Raw genomic sequence first — 19,185 nt, 5'->3', positions numbered from 1 at the left:
CGAGGAGCGGATATACTGCCGGCTGATTTTAAACCAGCCGGATTATACCACGCTCATTATTCGGATGTCAAATTATTCGGATTACGAAGTGTAGAAATAGAGATAACAGCACAGGAAAAACGGAGCAGTCCGGAACTACCGGTAGTTTACCAGGGAGCTAAGTTCTTTTCTGCCCGACGCTGAGCTCACACCATCAGCTGGTGGTTCAATATGGCCGATCCGGACCAAGGCGACCGCATCGTACCCAGAAGGGATTCCCAGATCGGCTTTGTGGTTTTTGTTAATGTCCGCAATGGGGCCGGTGTATATCCGGGAACCAAGCCCCAGGGCCTGGGCGGCAAGGTATATGTTCTGGGTCGCCAGACCGCAGTCGAGAACCGCGCTGCCACGGGAAATTTCGGCCGCGGGCGCGGAAACGATCATGATGACATTCCCGTCTATCATATTGGAGATTATTTTCTTTGAAAGCTGAAGATCCGAAAGAACCGTAAAATGCCAGGGCTGACCATTCCTGGCGCTGGGAGCCCAGGCGCCGCATTCAAGAATGGCCGATATATTTTCGGAACTAACCTCGCCGGAGATAAAATCCCTGGCAGCGTAGCTGTCAAGCATATTCAGGACAGCCGCCTGATTTACTTCGCCGGCCACCGAAGCGGACAGCCGGGCATTCGCCGCGGCCCGTTTTCCGCTGCAGCCGCAGAGCGCCGCCGCGGCCAAAAAAATCAGCAGAAAGATAACCCATGTTTTTTTCATACTATTCTCCTTTAGCGTCGATCCCGGCGGGGAGAACGAAGCAGAACCGCGGGATGTTTTAATTTTCAGTTTTGATTATAGTCAATCCCGGGGGACCATACAATGGATTGCATTTATGCTGAAACAAGCCGGGAATCCCTGGATCTGCTGGTAGAGCTGCGCATCGACTTTCTCAGACATGTGGGCCGGGATTTCTCCGAAGCCCACCTTGATTCCCTTCGGGATGGGACCCGGAAGGTGCTCCGCGCGCAGATTGAGGAAGGAACCTATACCGGCTTTACCGGGACCGTGGGAGCCGCGGTGGCCTGCGCCGCGGGGCTTTTTGTATACGAGACGCCGCCTATATTGAATCCCCTTCCGCGGAGGACCGGCTATATTTTCAACTTCTATACAAAACCGGAATTCCGGAACCGGGGATACGCCCGGGGGCTCATGGAGTTTATCCAGGATTACGCCGGAAAAAACGGCATCGGCAGCCTGCAGCTGCGGTCCACCGAAGCCGGAGAGGCATTGTATAAAAAATGCGGTTTTGAGAAAATACCGAATATGATGGAATGGGAGGTACCTTGATGGCGACCCTTGAACGGGACTGGAATCCAAAATTCGAAGCGCTTAAAAAAAGCAGCCGGAACACGAAAAATTACAGGGAAACAATCGGGCTTACCCTGGAACTTCACAGCCTGGTACATTTTTCGGATATGTCCGGATATACCGGCAAAACTTTTTATGATGAAATATGGGATGGCCTCAGCGAGGAAGTATTTCGCTATGTTCCGCCGAAAAAAGGCATGTCCATCGCCTGGTACCTCTGGCACCTCAACCGCATCGAGGACCTGGTAAGCAATATTCTCATAAATGACTCAAAACAGGTATTCAATAAAACCTGGCAGAAAAAACTCAAGACCAAATTTACCGATACCGGCAACGCCATGGACAGGACGCAGGTCACGGCTTTCAGCGCGGAAGTCGGCATGCAGGAACTGTATGATTACACCAACGCCGTGGGCCGGCAGACGGAGAAAATCCTGAAAAGCCTCGGCCCTGAGGACCTCAGCCGCAAACCGGAACAGGGAAGCCTGGACCGGCTCCTTCCCGAGGGCGGGCTTACCGAAGAAGAAGGCTCCATCTGGCTCAGGGATTTCTGGGGAAAGAAGACCGTCGCGGGACTCATGATGCTGCCGCTGACCCGGCACCACCTTATGCACATTCCCCAGTGTTTGGCCATAAAAAAACACGTCGCAGAACGCACACCGGCAGACTAATCGGGGTCCTGCCGGACTAACTCAGAATGGCTCCGTGTCGGCCTGCGGCCTCGAAAGTCGTTTATCACCGTTTTTATCCGGCACCCCGCGTTACCTTTGCGAGTGTACGTTCTGTGATGTGCTTGTTCCGTGAAGGGAGTTGAGGAGATACCATGACTATTACATATACCGATGGAAGGGATTCCGATTTTATCAAGCTCTGTGTGCTTCTGGATGACTACCTCAATGAAGCCGCCGGGGGCATCGAAAACCGGCGGGAGTATATTCCCTACAATGTCCTGGACGATATCCATGACGCCTTTGTCGCGTACAGCGGCACCGAACCTGTGGGCTGTGCCGCCTTTAAATACTACAGCAGCAGCACCGCCGAGGTTAAACGGGTGTTCGTAAAACAGGAGCACCGCGGACAGGGTGTCTCAAAACGGATTATGGAAGCGCTGGAAGAGAAAGCCCGGGAACAGGGATATACCAAACTTATCCTGGAAACCGGCAAACCTCTCACCGAAGCCAACGGACTCTACCGGTCACTGGGATACGGGATTATCGAAAACTACGGCCAGTATAAGGGCATGGAAGATTCGGTCTGCATGGAAAAGGAACTGTGAAGCGGACCGCTGCGGTGCGGGAACACGGTACCTTAATTGTCAGGCGCCGTGTTCCCATTGTTTTTTAGCTTATCCTTTTCCAGATTTTTATCGCATAGTTGGTTGGCCGTGTCTCATCGCCGCCGGTACTGCCGGTATTGGCGTTTGTTAAATTGTATTGCGGTGTCGAAATTAAGCCGCTGCTTACCGCTACAGAAACACTGTTTGTTTTATAAGTATGGCTGTGGCTCTGGATAGCCTGTTCCTGTGCGGTCCCGAAGGGCGCAGCCTTTCCGCCTTCAGCCCTAAAGAAGCGGCCGGCATAGGTGGAAGTAATCTCCTGCCAGGTCCCGGTGAACAAAGCGGACGGTTCTGACTGGAAGGGAAACTGAACATATACAGCCCCCACAGGCATGGAACCTTTTCCGATACTATTAATATTTCCGGTATCGAATATTAGCTGTGAACTATTATCCTCCCAGACATTGTCAAAAATACGGTACCGCTTGGCGCCGATATTTTTCCCGATTAATGTCCACCCGGTATTAATCAAAGTTCCAAAGGGCTTGTAGCCTATTTGTTCCGGGGCGGATAAATATGAATTACTTTCCCCCTGTTCGATCCTGTAACGCAAATATGATGACCAGATTGCCGATGTCTGGATATATACATTCCCATCGTTATCTGCGGCAACACATAAATCTGTTTCTCCAATCCTGCTTGATAACGGCTCAACCCGTACAGTTAATGACCGTGCGTCTGAACCCAAACCATATTTTGAATAAACAAGCAAATATTCACAGAAATAATTATAATTTTCATCTCCGGATATTTGTATTTTAATTACAGTACGAGCATTATACGCATCGTACAAACATTTTCCAATCTTAAACCAATAATACTGCAGCTGTGGGTCTTCCTGTTCTGCATACCGAAATGTAAGGGGACAGCTGATCCAATCGGACATACAAGCCTCCAAAGCAAAATCTCCCGGCACATAAATGCCAGGGAGGCTGTATGGTACCTGAGAAAAAACCGGAACATATACAAACCGCGGTTAAAAAAAACACCGGCTTACCCATGTCCTGAACTTATTTACTTACCTATGTCCTGACTGGTCAATCACATCCGCTCCGTACCCTATACGTACCCGAAACGTACCACTACCGCTTAAATGGCTTCGCGGAGCCTTGGTTATGGCCGGCCGGGATCTTTGCGGGGCGGGTTTTGTGCGTTTTTATTAACCGCCGTTAAACAGCCGGGACCAGCAGAATGGTGTATTGTAAGCGAAAGGATGATCCCGGGGCAGGAAGAAATATCCCGGCATGGGCAGCGCCGGAGCGTATCCCGTATTGCTTTTCCACGGCCGGACCCGCAGGAGCTGTGTGCCTGCGGGCTCTCCGTATTTATTCTCCCAGCTCCGTATCGTCGGTACGGACCGGCAGGGCCGCCGCCTTGTCCTTGATATGCTTGCTGAAGGAAATCCGCGGAACCGCCACCGGGGGTTTTGACTTGATAACCATTTCCTCGCCGGTCTCGGGATGCTTTACGATCCGCGCCTTCTGGGCTTCCTTTGTCTTTAAGGACAGACGGCCGATCTTCCCCAGGGGAACCGATTCTCCCAGAAGCATGCCCGTCTCGATCAGCAGGTTATAGTCATCGAGAATCCGCTGGGCCTCGGCGCCGGTTAGGTCGTGTTTCTTGGCGATATACCGGGCCATGGATTTCGACGTAAAATGATCGGGGATATTCTTCCGGTCGATGTGGATACTCTGGTTGATTTTAAGGAATCCGTTGGTGAGGTAAATCATGGCTTCCCGGATGGTTTCGTTCTGGATATCCGCGCTCCAGTCCCCGGGACATACCGCGATAAAATATACCGCCGATGTTTTCTTGAGTTTGCCGCCGGAAAAGGTCACCGGATGCTTCTGGCGTACGTCCTCCGCCAAGGCTGTGGCGGAAACCTCCACGGATTTGGGCACATCCCCCCGCAGATGGATACTGGCGTACTCTACCTCACGTTTTTCCGCTCCGGTCCCGACACTGACAATAGAGCCGGAATAGGTAAGGACAATAAATCCCCGGGGATCATTCCGGGCAACTTCTCCGGTCATTTCAAGCTGGAGAACCTTGGCCTGCTGCTCAAAGAGATCGCATTTTTTACACCACGCCTGTGCCAGACGCTCCCTGAATTCCTTCGTATCCGGGAGACCGGAATGGGTTAGCAGGTGCTCAAGATGGGCCTGTACCGCCGACGGAAGATCTTCCATTACCATACGTTCCTCCCTGCAGTATTTCGGATAACTGCTGTACTATAATCTTACTAATACTATAATACAAAATTCCTCCGTTTCCCGGAAGCGTATGAAAAATGCAGTTTTTTCACTATAATTTAAAGGGGCCATATATTGAAGAAATTGCTCAAAAACGGCTCAAAAAATATTTTTTTCAAAAATATGCGGAAATATTGGTTTTTTTTGGAAAAGTATTATATATTCTCCCTTGGAGGAACAAACCATGAGTGAATACTTTTCCAACGTATCAGAGAAGGTGCAGAATCACCTCAAACAGCTTTCCGGATCGGTAAAATTTATTGAAAACCCGGAAGAACCCCTGGAACAGCTTGCCAAGGTATGGCTCGAAAAAGAAGAGCTTTTTAACGAGAAGCTGGAAAAAAACGAATTTGAGCCCGTGGATACCCTGTCGGCCGATGAGGAGCGGGGAGCCCTGATCATGACCTATTCCGGGTCCCTGCTTTCCATCGGCCCCGCGGGTGATGACGGACGCAAGGTTGAATACAGCAGCGTGGGGTTCCGCACGGATGTACCCGACGGTCTTGAGCAGGACGACGCGGTCCTGGAAGGGGACATTGAAATCGACGCTCCGGTAAAATTCAAGGACGGGCCCCTGCAGCAGAGTTCGCCGGTGTACAAGCTGGCCCTGGTCAAGGAATCCCTGGACGACGAGGAAGCGGAAGAACTCCTTGCCGAAATGACCCAGATGCTCAGTGATGAATTTGTGGAAATAAACAAAACCATAATACAGGATTAAAACAAGTTTGAAAGAAATGGCGGATCAAGGCAAAGGCTTCGGGAGAATGACTAGAATCCTGCACAGCCGCGGTTATCCGGGAAAGGAGATTCTCCTCCCGGCGCTGCGGGCGCTCAAGCAGGTTACGGCCAACGAGGATCCGGAGATACGGCCCCGGGGCAGGAACGGAAAGCCCGGCGGGCTGATTCTGCTTCGGGATTTGCCGGTAATTATCGTACCGGATCTCCACGCGCGGCCGCATTTTCTCGAAACCCTTGCCTCCTGGATCCCCCCCGGATTCACGGAACCGGCGCTTGCCCTTATGGAAAAGGACGCGCTCCAGGTTCTGTGCGTCGGGGACGGATTTCACAGCGAAAGCCCGGGATACAAGCGCTGGCTCGAAGCGTACCAGGAATACCTGAAGAGCTACCGTACCCATAAGGCCATGGACGGGGAAATGGAAGACAGCCTTAAACTGATGCTCCTGGTCATGGACTGGAAAATCCACTACCCGGCGAACTTCCATTTCCTCAAGGGCAACCACGAAAACATCGCCAATGAACATTCCAAAGATAACCGGAGTTTCCGGAAGTTTGTCTTTGAAGGCGACATGGTCACCCTGTGGTTCAAAAAATTCCTCGGCCAGGAAGTTTTTGAATGGTACTACGATTTTGAGAAAAACCTCCCCATAATGGCGGCGGGAAACGGATTCTGCGTATCCCATGGGGAGCCGAGGCGTTATTATACCCGGGAAGAAGTGATAAACTGCTATTCCAACCGGGAAATCATTTTTGATTTTACCTGGACGGACAACGGTGAATCCGATGAGCACGTTGTCGAGGACTACCTCCGGGATTATTTTCCGGATATGCCCGACGCGCTGTACTACGGCGGGCACCGGCCGGTGAGTGACCTGTACCAGCTCCGGGCCGGGGGCCGGTATGTGCAGATTCACAACCCCCTCAGATATCCCGTGGTGTACCTGCGGAATCCCAGGGATATGAAAAACAACTATGGTATCGTATATATTGACGGATGCGGATGACCTTCCCCGCGGCAAGCTGCGGGGAAGGTCGTTCGAGAGGAATTTTATTGTACCGTCTGGTTTCATATCCCGTGGCTTACCACGGCTCAAAGAGCGTGCGGCATAGTTGCGGGGTATGAAACCAGACTTCCGAATAAACCCGCCTTGGGCGGAAATACTTTGGTGAATAGGTTTTAGACATGGCAAAAATTCCGGAAGAAATAGGAAAGTACAAGGTTGAAAGCCTGATTGCCCAGGGCGGCATGGGAGCGGTCTACAAGGCCCAGCACCCTACCCTGAACCGCCCGGTTATCCTCAAACGCCTTACCCTGTCGGGGAAAAAGGATATCACCGAACGGTTCCGCCGGGAGGCCCGGATTCTCATGGACCTCAGCCACGACAATATCGTGGGAATGTATGATCACTTCAAGGAAGGCAGCAGCTACTACCTGGTCCTGGAATACGTGGACGGCCTTTCCCTGGAACAGATTCTCAGGAAAAACCGGTACATTCCCAGCGGGGTAGCCGCCTATATTCTCCTGGAGCTGAGCCGGGCTCTGCAGTACGCCCATTCCCAGAAAGTGATCCACCGGGATATTAAGCCCGGCAATGTGCTGATTTCCCGGAACGGCCGGGTAAAGCTGGTGGATTTCGGTATCGCCGTGAGCGACCGGACCGAGGAGGAACAGCTTACCCGGGAAGGCATGACCCTGGGGACCCCGGGCTATATGCCGGCGGAACAGTTCCTGGACTCCAGCACCGTTGACCAGCGGGCGGACATCTACTCCCTGGGGGTGCTGGCCTACGAAATGCTTACGGGCAAGAAACCCTACCCCGGGTCATTCTCCCCGGAGCTGGTCAACAATATCCAGCGGGGAAAATACGTCCCCCCGGCGAAAATTGTTCCGGAGATTCATCCTGTCCTGCGGAGCTTTATCCGCAAAGCCATGAAGCCCAAAAAGGAAAAACGGTACCAGGATCTTTCCCAGGTCATCGCGATTCTCGAAAATCTGCTGCCCCGGTGGAACCAGGAGGAACTTAAGAACCTCTGCGCCGACGCGGCCCGGGGCCGGGAAATCGCCGTCCCCACAGTGGTCAGGAGCAGCAGAAAAATCCTGTATTTTGTCCTGGCCGGAGCGGGCGCGGTTATCCTCGCATCGGCGGTCAGCCTCATGGCGTATCTGCAGACTTTCCGGGCTGTGTTTTCACCCAGAACCTACGGCGGTATCGAGTTCGATATCAAAGCCGCCCGGGAGTACGGCGAGGTCCTGAACGAACCGGTCACCATCAGCCTTTTCCAGGATGACGACCAGGACATTCCGGAAGCAAAAAAACCGGGGCTTATTTTTCTGTCCTCCGGAGACAGCGCGTACCTGAGCCGGAAAAGCATGCCCGCCTTTATTCCCGCCGGAGCGTACCGGGCGAAAGTAACCGTGGGCCGGGAAATATTCTGGATGTCCTTTGTTATCAAACCCTGGGCGGAGCAGAAGAAGAGTCCCAGCGGCCAGAGAATTTACCGGGCGGCCTGCCTCGTTCAGGACCGGGGAGTCCGGCCGCTGATGGTGCTGCCCCAGGTCAGGGACAGCATAACCGGAAAATCCCTGGATGCCGAAGCCGTGGTGTCGGTTTCCCAGCGGGGAAGCTGGGTCCCCCTGGCAGCCGCCAAGGATCTCAAAACCGGCGGGGTAATCCGCATCCAGGTGGAAGCGCCGGGATACAAAACAAAACTATTTTCCCTGCGGGTGGATAACCGGCAGGATGTGCTGCTGCTCCAGGCGGGATTAGTCCCGGAGGAATAATCCGAGACGGCCGGCCGGGCTCAGGCAGCTGTATAGCATTACCGTTGGGACCTCCCGGTACCGGAGCTGTCCGCAACCAAATCAAACAGGAACAGAGGTAGAACATGACCGCTTTCATCAAGAAGATACTATTATGCCTGCTGGGCCTCTCCGGCGCCCTGTGCGCATGGGCTTCCCTGGAAATCATGCTGTTCTGGGGTGACTCCGCGGGAGGATATTTTCTCCTTTCCCTTATAGAAGGGATAATCATCGGACTGTTTTTCGGATTTGTCTTCGGAAGCGCCGACGGGATCCTGCTATCGGATAAGCGCCGCGCTCTCGAGGGAGGACTTTCGGGACTGTGCATCGGCGCCCTTGCCGGCGCGGCGGTTACGGTCCTCGTCCAGGGTCTGCTTACGGCCCTTTTCAACATGGAACTCTTTTCCAGAAAAACCGAGGCGTCCCTGGTACTTCCCCTCATACGGGCCGCGGGCTGGTGTATCCTGGGCGCCGCGATAGGTTCCATTGACGGACTGCGGTCACGGTCGCCCCGCCGGGCGGGGATCGGTATTTCCGGAGGCGCCCTGGGAGGGCTCCTGGGAGGACTGCTTCTGGAACTGGCCGGCCGTTTCCTGTCAAACGGATTCGCGGCCCGGGGGATCGGGATTCTCGTTATGGGAACCTGCATCGGGCTGTTTTATTCAATCTTTGAAGCCCAGCGTTCCTTCGGGATTCTCAAGGTACTCACCGGAACGATCCGGGGCAAGGAATATCTCCTGGCTTCGGCAAAAACAATCCTGGGTTCTTCACGGCGGAGCGCCATGGATCTCAGGGGATACAAAGGTATCGAAGACGAACACCTGCTCCTTAGGGCGGAAAAAAACGGTGTCCTGGCGGAATCTCTCCGGGGCAAAGTAACCATCAACGAAAAACCCGCGGAAAAGAAAACCCTCCGGTACGAAGACGTGATCGAGCTGGGGTCGCTGAAACTTCTTTTCCTGCCCGTACGATAGGGGATCAGTTATGAAGACAAGAAATTTTACAGCCGCATTTCCGAGGAATGCCTTTGTTCTTTGCCTTTTTGTGCTGCTCCTCCAGGGCTTCAGCCTGGGGGCCCAGAACCTCTCCATAACCCAGCTGGACAGTTCAAAGCTGTTCCTCTCATCCAAGGTCGATGTCTTTCTCAGCGTAACCGATGGGGCGGGAATCCCCGCGGAACTTGCGAATCCCATGGGGGAACTTTCATTTTACCATACCTCCGAAAACGGCCCCAGGCCGCTGGATATCCTGGACATCACCCGGAACGAAGACAGCGAAGAGAAAATCACCTTCCTGCTGGTGCTGGACAATTCCGGCAGCATGTATGAAACCCAGGGCAGCCAGGATACCCGGAACCGTCAGGCGGTCCGGGCGATCAGCCAATTTGTATCGCAGCTGGATCCCGAAAAAGACCGGGTCGGGCTGGCGGTCTTCGGCAGGGATTACGAAGTTCTGCTTAACCCCAAAAACGGAAGGGATTCCGTGGGCGAGTCCCTCCAGCTGCTCCGGCAGCCCGGCCGGGAAGAAGGGTACACGGAACTCTACTACGCCATAGCCAGAGCAGCGGAGGATATGGCGGGGATTAAAGGAAGAAAGGCGATTATCCTGCTGTCGGACGGAGAAAACTATCCCTATTTTGAACGGTCCGGAAATCCTCACCCGGTTTTGGGGGAACGGAATTACCAGCCCCGGGAATCCTCCGAGGCCCTTTCCGGCTCCGAAGTGACCCTCTACGCCATTAACTTTTCCCAGGAGAAGGATCTCCCCCTGGCGGATATTGCCCTTGCATCCGGGGGCCGGGTTTTTGACGCGTATAACGAAACGGAACTCACCCGGGTTTACGAAAACATCCGCCGGGGAATTCAGCAGGAATACCGGGTGAGCCTTAAGGTTCCCATCAGTTTCGATGAGCACCCGGGAATAGAAGCCCGGTACAACGGGAAAACCGGGGACACCCGGACCTACACGCCGGCCCTGCTCTTCGGGAGCAGCCGTACCGATTCGGACTGGCTCTGTATCATTATCCTTCTGGGCGGCCTTATCCTGTGGCTGCTGCTGTTCCTCATCAAGTTTGAACGGCCCGCGAGCCGGGCGGAACTCCAGTTCGTACCCGCGGGTTCAGGAAAGACCCTGGTAAAAACCCAGATTCTCAGCACAGCGAAAACCGTTATCGGTAGCTCCGCGAAGGCGGATATGACGATCCTTGGGATTCCGAGCCTCGGCGAATCCCACGCGGTTATTGAGCATAACGAAAAAAACGGAACCTATACGGTGGTTTCCAAGGAAGAAATACTGGTCAACAATCAGCCGGTAAAAAAACGGGAATTACGGCCCGGGGATGTTCTGAATATGGAAGGCGCTACGCTTATCTTTGACGCTCCGGAGCCGGACAGTAAAAAAAGTAAACCCAGGTAAAAAAGTAGATACCCCCTCCGGCATGGCCCGGAGGGGTACCCATGACCGCAATTTTTTTGACGATCCCGCTGTTTTGTTAGTATCTTTAAACCGGAAATATTGGGAATAGTATTTAAAAAGAAGGTACGTATGAAAAAAACTATTTCTGCATTCTGTACATTGATAATGGGCTGTTTCATAGCGGCCGTTACCGCCTGCGGGAGCGGATCCGGAGGCAGTTCCGCCGACTGGGAAAACTGGCCGCCGGACTCGGTATGGAAGACCTACGGCCTGACGGGCCTTCCGCAGCCCGCGGCGGGTGAATTCGCCGGCGCGTGGAAAATCAACGATCACAACGGCATCAACGCGAAATGGAAATCCATGCCGGAAACCGCCTTTACGAATTACAAGTCCGCGCTGGAAGTTCAGTTTCCGCAGCTGACATTTAACGCGTCCGGGGACGCTTATAATGAATACAAACAATACGTTGACATGTACTCCGCGGTGTACAAATACAACAACGCTCCGTATACCCTGACCATCAGCTGGGTCAGACAGAACTACATCACCAGCACCGGTACCACGGTACCGAGGAACGGCGCGGAACTGACGGTGAAGGCGGCGTTTGATACCAACGAATGGCCCTGGCCTGAGCTTTGGACCCGGTTCGGTTTAACCAACATCCAGCCCCCCACGGGAGGCACGGTTGAAAAAGCCGAAGCGGACAACAGCGGCATACAGGTCATTACCTTTTCGGGAATAACCTCCACGGACTTTGACACCTACAGAGCCACCCTGGAAACGGATTATTCATTTTTATTCGAACCCCCGGTTGTGGTCGGACCGAGCAAAACCTACTTAGGGCCGTATACCAACAGCAATGACGGTTCAAGCTGGCTCATAACATTCACCTTTTTCGAAGACGACAGCGAATTGCTGATGATGGTCTCAAAAAACTGAATTAGATAAAACCCGCCGGATTCCGGTCCATGATAATTCCAGAATCCGGCGGGCGCTGTTTTTTACTTTTCTCCGGACCCGGGAATAAAGAGCTGGCCCAGCTGGTCGATAATCTGGTTTCCCCCGGAAAGGGTAATCTGATTGATCTTCTCGCTGATCCGTTCGATATACTCAAATTCCTTGAGCCGCATGAGAACTTTGTTTTCTTCCATGAGCTTCGCTGTGTTGAGCAGGCTCCGGGTGGAGGCGGTTTCTTCCCGCCGCATGATCACGTTGGCCTGGGCTTTCTTTTCGGCCACCAGGACCTGGTTCATGATCTCCCGGATCTCACCGGGGAGGATAATATCCTTGATCCCGGAATGCCCCAGCTCAATACCGAAGGCATCCGCCTGGGGTTTCAGCGACTGCGCCACAAACGGGCCGATGGATTCCTTTTTATCCATGATATCGTCAAACAAAAGGGAACCGATATACTCCCGCAGGGCAAGCTGCAGTATCACATGGAACTGCCGGTCGTAGTCCTGTATCTTAAATCCCGCCTTCATCACATCAGTGATACGATACTGGCAGAAAAAGTTAAGCCGCAGAGGGACCTTGTCCCGGGACATGATTTCCTGGCCGGTGATTTCAAACTGCTGCTGCCGCATGTCCATGGCCAGTATTTCGGCGCGCCGGGGACCTTTCCAGAAATAGTAGGTTCCCGGTTCAAGGATACGGACAAAAGCGCGGTCGATCACCAGCAATCCCTTCTGGTGCGGCTCAACCGCGGCGGCGGCGATATACCCCGCCAGAGCGGAATGGGCCAGGATACTCCGGTCCAGGGCGGCAGTCCCTTCGGGCTCACTGAGATCCGCCTGGATAAACTCGCGGCGGGTGTAGCCCTTCCAGAAACAGTGCTTGCCCGGGAGCAGCACATCCTTTACATTGCCGTCTTCCCGGTGAATGGCGATATGGTTGTCCGGAACATTGATAACTTCAGCCTGTCCGGCCAGGGCAGCGTCCTCCAGAAGTATTTCCAGGGGAGTGCTTTGGGGTGAAAAGGCCTTGTCCACCCTGTAGGTTTCAACCCTGCAGAACGGAGGAACCCAGTGGGTCCCGGGCATGAGCAGCGATTTATACAGATCGCCGCGGTACAGAAGTCCCCGTTCATGGCTCAGTATTCTCATATTATAATTCTCCCTGCGCGCAGCGCAAATAAAAAAGAATCCGGACCCGCTGCCGGCAAAAACCGGCGGGCACGGGATTGAGCCGGGTTCTTCCGGGATAGGCTCCGCCGTATCCCCGCCGCGTGATCGGCGGGTTTTCCGGCAGTACCGGTCCCGGGAGACACCGCGGGCGGTATCCTCCCCTGCGCTGGGCCGTCTTCCGCCCGGAACTTGCCCGCAGACCGCCCCAGGGCCGCGGACGGGAGAATACCCCGCGCCCGTAATCCCGGTTCGGTCTCCGGACTGTTCCGGCAGCGGCCCGGATTCTCCGAAGTGGTGAAGGAGCTTCCGCCCCTCCGGTTGGCGGGACAGCGTTTCGCTTTCCCAAGATACCATCTGCACGTTCCATACGTGTGAAAGGAATCGAACCTTTCTTGTTGGGGATTGTAAGTCCCTGGTTATTCAAGCCGGCATACCCGCAGCCCAGCGGACAGGGGCACCACGGGGCGGATACGCCCCTGTGTACGGCGTCTGAATACAGCAGCAGTGAACCTGAACGGTTACCCTTTGATAACCGCCAGGGGCCGGAGTTTTACCAGCGGCGTTATAAGGTCCAGTTCGGCCTCGATTACGGCGTCGATATCCTTATACGCCTGGGGCGCCTCACTCAGGTCCGGCAGCTTCTTCCGGTCCGGGCCTTTGACGTAGGACGAACCCCACCGGTCAAAGACAATGCCCTCCATGGCGCGGTCGCATTCCTCCGGTGTCAGTCCCCGGCACGCGGCAACCCGGCTCATCCGCCGGCCGGCGCCGTGGGAGCAGGATTCAAAGGAATCGGGGTTTCCCAATCCTTCAACAATGTACGAAGCGGTTCCCATACTGCCGGGGATGATACCCATCTCACCGGACCGGGCGCTGGTGGCACCCTTCCGGTGGACCCAGAGGGCGTCGCCGCCGTGGGTTTCCTCCGCGGCGTAGTTGTGGTGAATATTCACCTCCAAAAGGAATTCTATAGTGCTGAAATACTCAGCCATAACTTTCTTAAGATGGTCCATCATGACCCGCCGGTTCTCCGCGGCGTACGCCAGGGCGTGGTTCATATCCCGGATATATCCGGAACACAGATCATGCCCCATGGGAAGAAACGCCAGCTCCGGATCGGGAAGCTCTGTCCCCATTTCAGTATTCAGCCTGTGGGCTTCCTTGTGGTAATAGTCGGCGATCCGGTATCCCAGATTCCGTGACCCCGAATGGAGCATAAGCCAGACCCCGCCGTCGGTATCCTGCTGTATTTCGATGAAGTGGTTGCCGCCTCCGAGGGTCCCGAGGTTGCAGGCATCCAGTTCGGCTCCCCGCTGGGTGTACCATCCGGGCTTTTCAGCGTTCCCCAGGGAATCAAGAAGCATTCCGAAACCGTCCCATTCAACGGGATACGGCCGGGCCTTGCCCTCCCCCACGGGGATCCGCATCTTCACATCCTCAATAATTTTCCGCAGCCGGCGCATATCCCCGAGATCCTCCGCCCGGAGGTTCGTCTGTATCGCGCCCATGCCGCAGCCGATGTCCACGCCCACCGCGTTGGGGATGAGCGCTCCGGCGCAGGCGATGACTCCGCCGATGGGCATGCCGTAGCCCACGTGGGCGTCGGGCATGAGCGCCACATGGCCGGTAACCATGGGATGGTTGGCCAGGTTTTTCGCCTGCTGCAGGGCTCCGTCTTCAATATCCCGGCACCATGATTTAACCGGAAGCCGGGTCTCTCCATTAATTTCCCACTGAATCATTTTCGTTCTCCTTGATTTTCCGGCAGTACCGTGATTTCCCAGCAGTTCTCCCGGACCGGCTTTGTTTCAAATTGAACCGGCAGAAAACACCGGATAATTTCCATATTCGTTTTTGTATGCCCGCTCGGTTCCGTGGCGGTAAAACACCCGCCGCTGCCGAGGCTGAGGGGCAGGAGCAGCTGATCCTGGAGATGCTCCTCCGCCCGGGCTCCGCTGGCCAAGTAACGCCGGACCTGCCGGACACAGCCGGCGGCTACCTTTTCCAGGGGCAGTCCGGTCTTTCCGAATTCGGTAAAAACCAACTGTCCGTCCTCCAGATCCAGGACGGCCGACACCGCGTTGCCCGGCCCCGGCGAGGACACCATCTGCGCGAAACAGCGTTCCCGGGGAATTTCCAGCGCCTCGGCAACGGCCGCGGCTTCGGCTCTGCCGATCCGTTCCGGAATCCCGCTGGACCAGGCATACACCGCCATCCCGGTTATTTCCCGTTTCGTCCACTCCGCGCGGGGTACATCCCTGCGCGGAGTGCCGCGTATTTCCGACCGGACATTTCCGCCCCCCGCCGGGTAAAACCCGTACCGGTCCAGGGCCAGGGAAAACCCGAATCCCAGGGATTCAAGCATGGGCCGGAAGCTCCAGTCGAGAAACTGGAACGGCGGGGCCATACCGTTGTGGGTTCCCCCTTCAATACAAACCGAACTGTCCCCCGGCGCAGACAGCAAAGGGAAAAGCACGGTCTGCAGCACCAGGGAGGTACTTCCCGCGGATCCCACGGACCAGGAGTACGTTCCGGGACGGATAGGCCCGGGGATGAAGGTAAGCTCTCCGGACCCCAGCTCCGCGCCCCGCAGTTCGGCGCCGCAGATATCCCGGGCCGCCAGAACACAGGCCAGATGCTGCCGGAGCAGCCCCGGGCGGTTCCGGCCGGCCCGGATATTCACGATCCGGAAGGACCGGCCGGTGATGGCGGACAGGGCCAGCGCTGTTCTCAGAATCTGGCCGCCCCCTTCCCCCCGGCTTCCGTCAATAATAATGTCAGGCGCAGTTTCGTATTTATCTTTCATTTCCATACTCCACTATTATTAAAGCATAAACCGTGCCAAAAACGCCGCGGCCGGATATTTTTCTTGTAACTCTTTATATTACCTAATATTAAAAAAACCCGGCATAACAACACAATTATTCCCGTTGCCCCGGCGGAGGGCTTATGCTATAATATTTTATATAACTGTTATATAATTTTATAGGAAAATACACTATGAAAACCGTGGTATTCGGCCTTCTGGGGACACAGCTCGACATGGGCAAAGGTATCAAACGATGGGAACGGTGGCGGCCCACGGTTTCGATCTTCCAGCAGGAAGACTTCCGCGCGGACAGGTTCCACCTAATCTATTCACATCGCTTTTCATCCCTCGCGAAAATCGTAACCGGCGACATTGCCCTGCTGTCGCCCCAGACAGAAATAGTTGAACATTTGGTCCCTTTTGACGATCCCTGGGATTTTGAGGAAGTCTACGGCAAGCTGCTGGATCTTACGGAATCCTGCAGCTTTGATCCGGAACAGGAGGAGTATCTTTTCCACATTACCACCGGAACCCACGTGGCCCAGATCTGCATATTCCTCCTTGCGGAGTCCCGGCGGTTCCCGGGAAAACTGCTGCAGACGAGTCCCGGCCGGGGCAGGGATAACCAGAATACCGGCTGCATCTCGGTGGTTGATCTGGACCTGTCCCGGTACGACCGGATCGCCAGCCGGTTCCGGCGGGAAACAAAAGACGATATCGCATTTCTGAAATCCGGCATCGATACCCAGAACAGGGCATTCAACGAACTGATTGAACTGATCGAACGGGTAGCCATCAGGAGCACGGAACCTATACTGCTTACCGGTGCCACCGGCGCCGGAAAATCCCGGCTGGCCCGGCAGATTTACGCGCTGAAAAAACAGCGTACCGGTCTGGCGGGTCCTTTCGTGGAACTCAACTGCGCCACGCTGCGGGGCGACGCCGCCATGTCCGCTCTCTTCGGCCACACCAGGGGCGCCTACACCGGGGCGGTGAGCGACCGCAAAGGATTCCTCGCCCAGGCAAACAGGGGCATGATTTTTCTCGACGAGATCGGGGAGCTCGGCCCGGACGAGCAGGCCATGCTCCTTCACGCCATTGAAGAGAAACGGTTTTTCAGTGTCGGGTCAGACCATGAGACGGAAAGTGATTTCCAGATAATCTGCGGGACCAACCGGGATCTTATCAGAGACGTTCAGGAAGGGCGGTTCAGGGAGGACCTGCTGGCGCGGATCAAACTATGGACGTTTAATCTGCCCGGTCTCAAGGAACGGCCCGAGGATATTCTGCCCAACATCGAGTACGAACTCGCGCTGTACGAGGAAAATTCCGGGACCCGGGTTACCTTCAACAAAGAGGCTCTGGAATGGTTCCTTGATTTTGCCCGTTCTCCGGAAGCGGTCTGGACCGCCAATTTCCGGGACCTCAAGGCCGCGGTTACCAGGATGTGTACCCTTGCCAGGGGAGCGCGGATCAACCGGGACGACGCAGCCGCCGAAACGGACAGGCTCAAGGCATCATGGATTTCCGGGACCGCGGACAGAACCGCCGCCGGAAACCTTCCGCCGGAACTGCGGGAAAAACTGCAGGCATTGGATGAATTCGACCGGATCCAGCTCAGGGGTGTCCTGGAAATTTGCCGGCGGAGCGGTTCCATGGCAGAAGCGGGAAGAAGTCTCTTCGCGGTATCCCGCCTTAAAAGAGGCAGTGTCAATGATACCGACCGCCTCAAAAAATACCTGGCCCGTTACGGTCTGGACTGGAATACCCTAACGCCGTAACGCGGAAAAATTACGCCCGTTTCTGCCCAAGGATAATGAGCACGATAAAGCCGATGATGGGAGAAAGAAAAAAGGACAGCAGAAAGTAGCCTAAAAATGACCGGCCCCGGTTCCTGGCGCCGAAGGCAACCAGAAGGCACAGAATAAACCACGCAATTCCGCCGATGGTATAGTATCCCCAGTACATAATTCCTCCGTTTTTACATAACCGCAGGGGCGGTTCTTTTTTCGATATTTAAACTATAAGGAGCGCGCAGCCAAAATGCAAACCGCCGGAGCCGGACCGGAACCGCCGCTTCTGGTCTCTTAACGGCGGGGGATCATCCGGGCGCTGATTTCCGCCAGCAGCTTCCCGAAGCTTTGCTCCGCCGTTTCGCCGGCGGTGTCGACCGCGATCCGGCCGCTGGTCCAGGGATGGTATTCCCGGCGGAGGATCTCATCCCAGTCCGGCAGTTCCAGTCCCGGGATTTCGGACTGGCGCCCGGATACACGGCGGCGGTGTTCCGCCTGATCCGAACACAGGACTTCAATATTGATATACTCCGCGCCGTTGTCCAGGGCGACCTGTTCCCATTCCCTCCGGACAAAATCAAAAGGATTGAAGGAATCCGCCACAACATTGTTTCCCAGGGCGAGATTATCCGCGGCGATCCGGTAGCTCAGGCGGTATCCTTCGCCGGTGACCGTTATGCCGCAAAGATCCCTGAGCCCCTGTTCCACGGTATCGGCCCTGAGGTACGCCGCGTTGAATTCCCGGGCCAGCCGTTTTGCCAGGGTGGACTTGCCCGACCCCGGGAGGCCGGAAAAAATAAAAAACGTTGGTTTGGTTTGTATCTGCATATTGCACTTCCAGGTACCATATTTTGGAGAAATGGTATATTTTATTATAGAGAATCCCGTAGGGGATGCACCAAATTGCAAGGGAGTTTTTCATGATGAAAAGAAAATTTCAAGCGGTATTATTTGTACTGGTAGCCGGCGCGGTCCTTTTTGCCGCGGGCTGCGCCTCCGCGGAATCCGGAAAGAAGGAGGCGCCTGTGCTGCTTCAGTTTGACGATATCGACAAGTCGGGATTTTTCCCCACAGGAAAGCTTTCGTACACCATCGAGGGCATGATGGTTTCCAAAGATATGAATTTCACGAATTACCTTGAAGGCACCGAATACACCGCAAAGCCCAACGGCTCGGATGTGGTGATCAAAGGGGTAAGCGGCGAACTGTGGCGGACGCCCCTGGACAAGGTGCTTACCACCTACACGAAAAAAGACGGCAGCAAACTTTCCGCGGCGGATTTTATACCGGACCAGTATATCCCGATGCAGACCATCGCCGGGAGCGGCAACTTCGCCTGTTTCGTTCCTAAGGACAAGCTGGTGGAAATCCACACCGCCTGGGGGGATGTGCTTATCGCCAACAGGCCCGAAGTACCCCACGGCGTCGGGGACTACCTGGTATGCCGGGAAGGTTCCGACGGCAAGCCGGACTTCTCCGATGTCTGGGTCGTCAACGGCGTGACCTTTCCCCATACCTACGACATGACCTACAGCAAACGGTAAAGCCTTCCCGTCCGGACATTCCGTTCCG

19 protein-coding genes are annotated in these 19,185 nt (G+C 55.0%); 11 read left to right on the top strand and 8 right to left on the bottom strand.

The window, feature by feature from the left end:
- Positions 1-135: 135 nt before the first annotated feature.
- Positions 136-753, bottom strand: coding sequence for a nitroreductase family protein (locus tag JFL75_RS15455; protein WP_215627576.1), 618 nt, complete (start codon positions 751-753; stop codon positions 136-138).
- A gap of 102 nt (positions 754-855) precedes the next feature.
- Between JFL75_RS15455 and JFL75_RS15450 the strand changes: the two genes are divergently transcribed.
- The 3 genes from JFL75_RS15450 to JFL75_RS15440 all read left to right on the top strand — a co-directional run bounded on the left by JFL75_RS15450 (position 856) and on the right by JFL75_RS15440 (position 2,620).
- Positions 856-1,323, top strand: coding sequence for a GNAT family N-acetyltransferase (locus JFL75_RS15450; RefSeq protein ID WP_215627575.1), 468 nt, complete (start codon positions 856-858; stop codon positions 1,321-1,323).
- The gene (locus tag JFL75_RS15445; protein ID WP_215627574.1) at positions 1,323-2,015 is read left to right on the top strand and encodes a DinB family protein; all 693 of its coding nucleotides are present in this window, start codon (positions 1,323-1,325) and stop codon (positions 2,013-2,015) included. The genes JFL75_RS15450 and JFL75_RS15445 overlap by 1 nt, the downstream gene beginning before the upstream one ends.
- Positions 2,016-2,167: 152 nt before the next feature.
- Positions 2,168-2,620, top strand: coding sequence for a GNAT family N-acetyltransferase (locus JFL75_RS15440; protein ID WP_215627573.1), 453 nt, complete (start codon positions 2,168-2,170; stop codon positions 2,618-2,620).
- Positions 2,621-2,684: 64 nt separating this feature from the next.
- Here the strand turns inward: JFL75_RS15440 and JFL75_RS15435 are convergent, their stop codons facing one another.
- Both JFL75_RS15435 and JFL75_RS15430 read right to left on the bottom strand, forming a co-directional pair.
- The gene (locus tag JFL75_RS15435) at positions 2,685-3,566 is read right to left on the bottom strand and encodes a hypothetical protein (RefSeq protein WP_215627572.1); all 882 of its coding nucleotides are present in this window, start codon (positions 3,564-3,566) and stop codon (positions 2,685-2,687) included.
- Positions 3,567-4,005: 439 nt separating this feature from the next.
- Positions 4,006-4,875 (bottom strand): HU family DNA-binding protein, encoded by an 870-nt coding sequence (locus JFL75_RS15430; protein WP_215627571.1) that lies wholly within the window; start codon positions 4,873-4,875, stop codon positions 4,006-4,008.
- 241 nt (positions 4,876-5,116) lie between these two features.
- Here JFL75_RS15430 and JFL75_RS15425 point away from each other — a divergent pair, with 241 nt between their 5' ends.
- The 6 genes from JFL75_RS15425 to JFL75_RS15400 all read left to right on the top strand — a co-directional run bounded on the left by JFL75_RS15425 (position 5,117) and on the right by JFL75_RS15400 (position 11,824).
- A complete protein-coding gene (locus tag JFL75_RS15425) occupies positions 5,117-5,650 on the top strand; it encodes a hypothetical protein (RefSeq protein WP_215627570.1) in 534 nt (177 codons plus the stop codon).
- Positions 5,651-5,696: 46 nt separating this feature from the next.
- Complete coding sequence (locus tag JFL75_RS15420; protein ID WP_215627569.1) at positions 5,697-6,674, top strand: metallophosphoesterase; 978 nt, start codon at positions 5,697-5,699, stop codon at positions 6,672-6,674.
- 179 nt (positions 6,675-6,853) lie between these two features.
- Positions 6,854-8,452 (top strand): serine/threonine protein kinase, encoded by a 1,599-nt coding sequence (locus JFL75_RS15415; RefSeq protein ID WP_215627568.1) that lies wholly within the window; start codon positions 6,854-6,856, stop codon positions 8,450-8,452.
- Between the two features lie 104 nt (positions 8,453-8,556).
- Positions 8,557-9,444: an FHA domain-containing protein gene (locus JFL75_RS15410; protein ID WP_215627567.1), complete on the top strand. Its 888-nt coding sequence runs from the start codon at positions 8,557-8,559 to the stop codon at positions 9,442-9,444.
- 10 nt (positions 9,445-9,454) lie between these two features.
- Positions 9,455-10,885, top strand: coding sequence for a VWA domain-containing protein (locus tag JFL75_RS15405; RefSeq protein WP_215627566.1), 1,431 nt, complete (start codon positions 9,455-9,457; stop codon positions 10,883-10,885).
- Positions 10,886-11,014: 129 nt separating this feature from the next.
- Positions 11,015-11,824 (top strand): hypothetical protein, encoded by an 810-nt coding sequence (locus tag JFL75_RS15400; protein WP_215627565.1) that lies wholly within the window; start codon positions 11,015-11,017, stop codon positions 11,822-11,824.
- 62 nt (positions 11,825-11,886) lie between these two features.
- On the opposite strand, the gene JFL75_RS15395 is transcribed toward JFL75_RS15400, so the two are convergent.
- The 3 genes from JFL75_RS15395 to rtcA all read right to left on the bottom strand — a co-directional run bounded on the left by JFL75_RS15395 (position 11,887) and on the right by rtcA (position 15,817).
- Entirely contained in the window at positions 11,887-12,990 is a 1,104-nt protein-coding gene (locus tag JFL75_RS15395) for a slipin family protein (RefSeq protein ID WP_215627564.1), read from the bottom strand.
- Between the two features lie 539 nt (positions 12,991-13,529).
- Positions 13,530-14,753 (bottom strand): RtcB family protein, encoded by a 1,224-nt coding sequence (locus tag JFL75_RS15390; protein ID WP_215627563.1) that lies wholly within the window; start codon positions 14,751-14,753, stop codon positions 13,530-13,532.
- On the bottom strand, positions 14,750-15,817 hold the full coding sequence (gene rtcA / locus JFL75_RS15385) for an RNA 3'-terminal phosphate cyclase (RefSeq protein WP_215627562.1): 1,068 nt from the start codon (positions 15,815-15,817) through the stop codon (positions 14,750-14,752). Before rtcA ends, JFL75_RS15390 begins: the two co-directional genes overlap by 4 nt.
- Before the next feature lie 194 nt (positions 15,818-16,011).
- On the opposite strand from rtcA, the gene rtcR reads away from it, so the two are divergent.
- Positions 16,012-17,601, top strand: coding sequence for an RNA repair transcriptional activator RtcR (gene rtcR / locus JFL75_RS15380; protein WP_215627561.1), 1,590 nt, complete (start codon positions 16,012-16,014; stop codon positions 17,599-17,601).
- Between the two features lie 10 nt (positions 17,602-17,611).
- On the opposite strand, the gene JFL75_RS15375 is transcribed toward rtcR, so the two are convergent.
- The gene (locus JFL75_RS15375) at positions 17,612-17,788 is read right to left on the bottom strand and encodes a hypothetical protein (RefSeq protein ID WP_215627560.1); all 177 of its coding nucleotides are present in this window, start codon (positions 17,786-17,788) and stop codon (positions 17,612-17,614) included.
- Between the two features lie 119 nt (positions 17,789-17,907).
- Positions 17,908-18,441, bottom strand: coding sequence for a P-loop nucleotide/nucleoside kinase family protein (locus JFL75_RS15370; RefSeq protein WP_215627559.1), 534 nt, complete (start codon positions 18,439-18,441; stop codon positions 17,908-17,910).
- Positions 18,442-18,533: 92 nt separating this feature from the next.
- Here JFL75_RS15370 and JFL75_RS15365 point away from each other — a divergent pair, with 92 nt between their 5' ends.
- Positions 18,534-19,157 carry a hypothetical protein gene (locus JFL75_RS15365; RefSeq protein ID WP_215627558.1) on the top strand — a complete coding sequence of 208 codons (624 nt, stop codon included), beginning with the start codon at positions 18,534-18,536 and terminating at the stop codon, positions 19,155-19,157.
- Positions 19,158-19,185 lie beyond the last annotated feature (28 nt).

The organism is Breznakiella homolactica (assembly GCF_016616095.2).
Lineage (GTDB): Bacteria > Spirochaetota > Spirochaetia > Treponematales > Breznakiellaceae > Breznakiella > Breznakiella homolactica.
The sequence above is the reverse complement of the archived record's forward strand: the minus strand, read 5'-3'. Positions and strand labels throughout refer to the sequence as shown.

Coding starts and splice junctions, on each gene's coding strand:
- JFL75_RS15455 (WP_215627576.1), bottom strand. CDS start 753: ATGAAAAAAACATGGGTTATCTTTCTGCTGATTTTTTTGGCCGCGGCG.
- JFL75_RS15450 (WP_215627575.1), top strand. CDS start 856: ATGGATTGCATTTATGCTGAAACAAGCCGGGAATCCCTGGATCTGCTG.
- JFL75_RS15445 (WP_215627574.1), top strand. CDS start 1,323: ATGGCGACCCTTGAACGGGACTGGAATCCAAAATTCGAAGCGCTTAAA.
- JFL75_RS15440 (WP_215627573.1), top strand. CDS start 2,168: ATGACTATTACATATACCGATGGAAGGGATTCCGATTTTATCAAGCTC.
- JFL75_RS15435 (WP_215627572.1), bottom strand. CDS start 3,566: ATGTCCGATTGGATCAGCTGTCCCCTTACATTTCGGTATGCAGAACAG.
- JFL75_RS15430 (WP_215627571.1), bottom strand. CDS start 4,875: ATGGTAATGGAAGATCTTCCGTCGGCGGTACAGGCCCATCTTGAGCAC.
- JFL75_RS15425 (WP_215627570.1), top strand. CDS start 5,117: ATGAGTGAATACTTTTCCAACGTATCAGAGAAGGTGCAGAATCACCTC.
- JFL75_RS15420 (WP_215627569.1), top strand. CDS start 5,697: ATGACTAGAATCCTGCACAGCCGCGGTTATCCGGGAAAGGAGATTCTC.
- JFL75_RS15415 (WP_215627568.1), top strand. CDS start 6,854: ATGGCAAAAATTCCGGAAGAAATAGGAAAGTACAAGGTTGAAAGCCTG.
- JFL75_RS15410 (WP_215627567.1), top strand. CDS start 8,557: ATGACCGCTTTCATCAAGAAGATACTATTATGCCTGCTGGGCCTCTCC.
- JFL75_RS15405 (WP_215627566.1), top strand. CDS start 9,455: ATGAAGACAAGAAATTTTACAGCCGCATTTCCGAGGAATGCCTTTGTT.
- JFL75_RS15400 (WP_215627565.1), top strand. CDS start 11,015: ATGAAAAAAACTATTTCTGCATTCTGTACATTGATAATGGGCTGTTTC.
- JFL75_RS15395 (WP_215627564.1), bottom strand. CDS start 12,990: ATGAGAATACTGAGCCATGAACGGGGACTTCTGTACCGCGGCGATCTG.
- JFL75_RS15390 (WP_215627563.1), bottom strand. CDS start 14,753: ATGATTCAGTGGGAAATTAATGGAGAGACCCGGCTTCCGGTTAAATCA.
- rtcA (WP_215627562.1), bottom strand. CDS start 15,817: ATGAAAGATAAATACGAAACTGCGCCTGACATTATTATTGACGGAAGC.
- rtcR (WP_215627561.1), top strand. CDS start 16,012: ATGAAAACCGTGGTATTCGGCCTTCTGGGGACACAGCTCGACATGGGC.
- JFL75_RS15375 (WP_215627560.1), bottom strand. CDS start 17,788: ATGTACTGGGGATACTATACCATCGGCGGAATTGCGTGGTTTATTCTG.
- JFL75_RS15370 (WP_215627559.1), bottom strand. CDS start 18,441: ATGCAGATACAAACCAAACCAACGTTTTTTATTTTTTCCGGCCTCCCG.
- JFL75_RS15365 (WP_215627558.1), top strand. CDS start 18,534: ATGATGAAAAGAAAATTTCAAGCGGTATTATTTGTACTGGTAGCCGGC.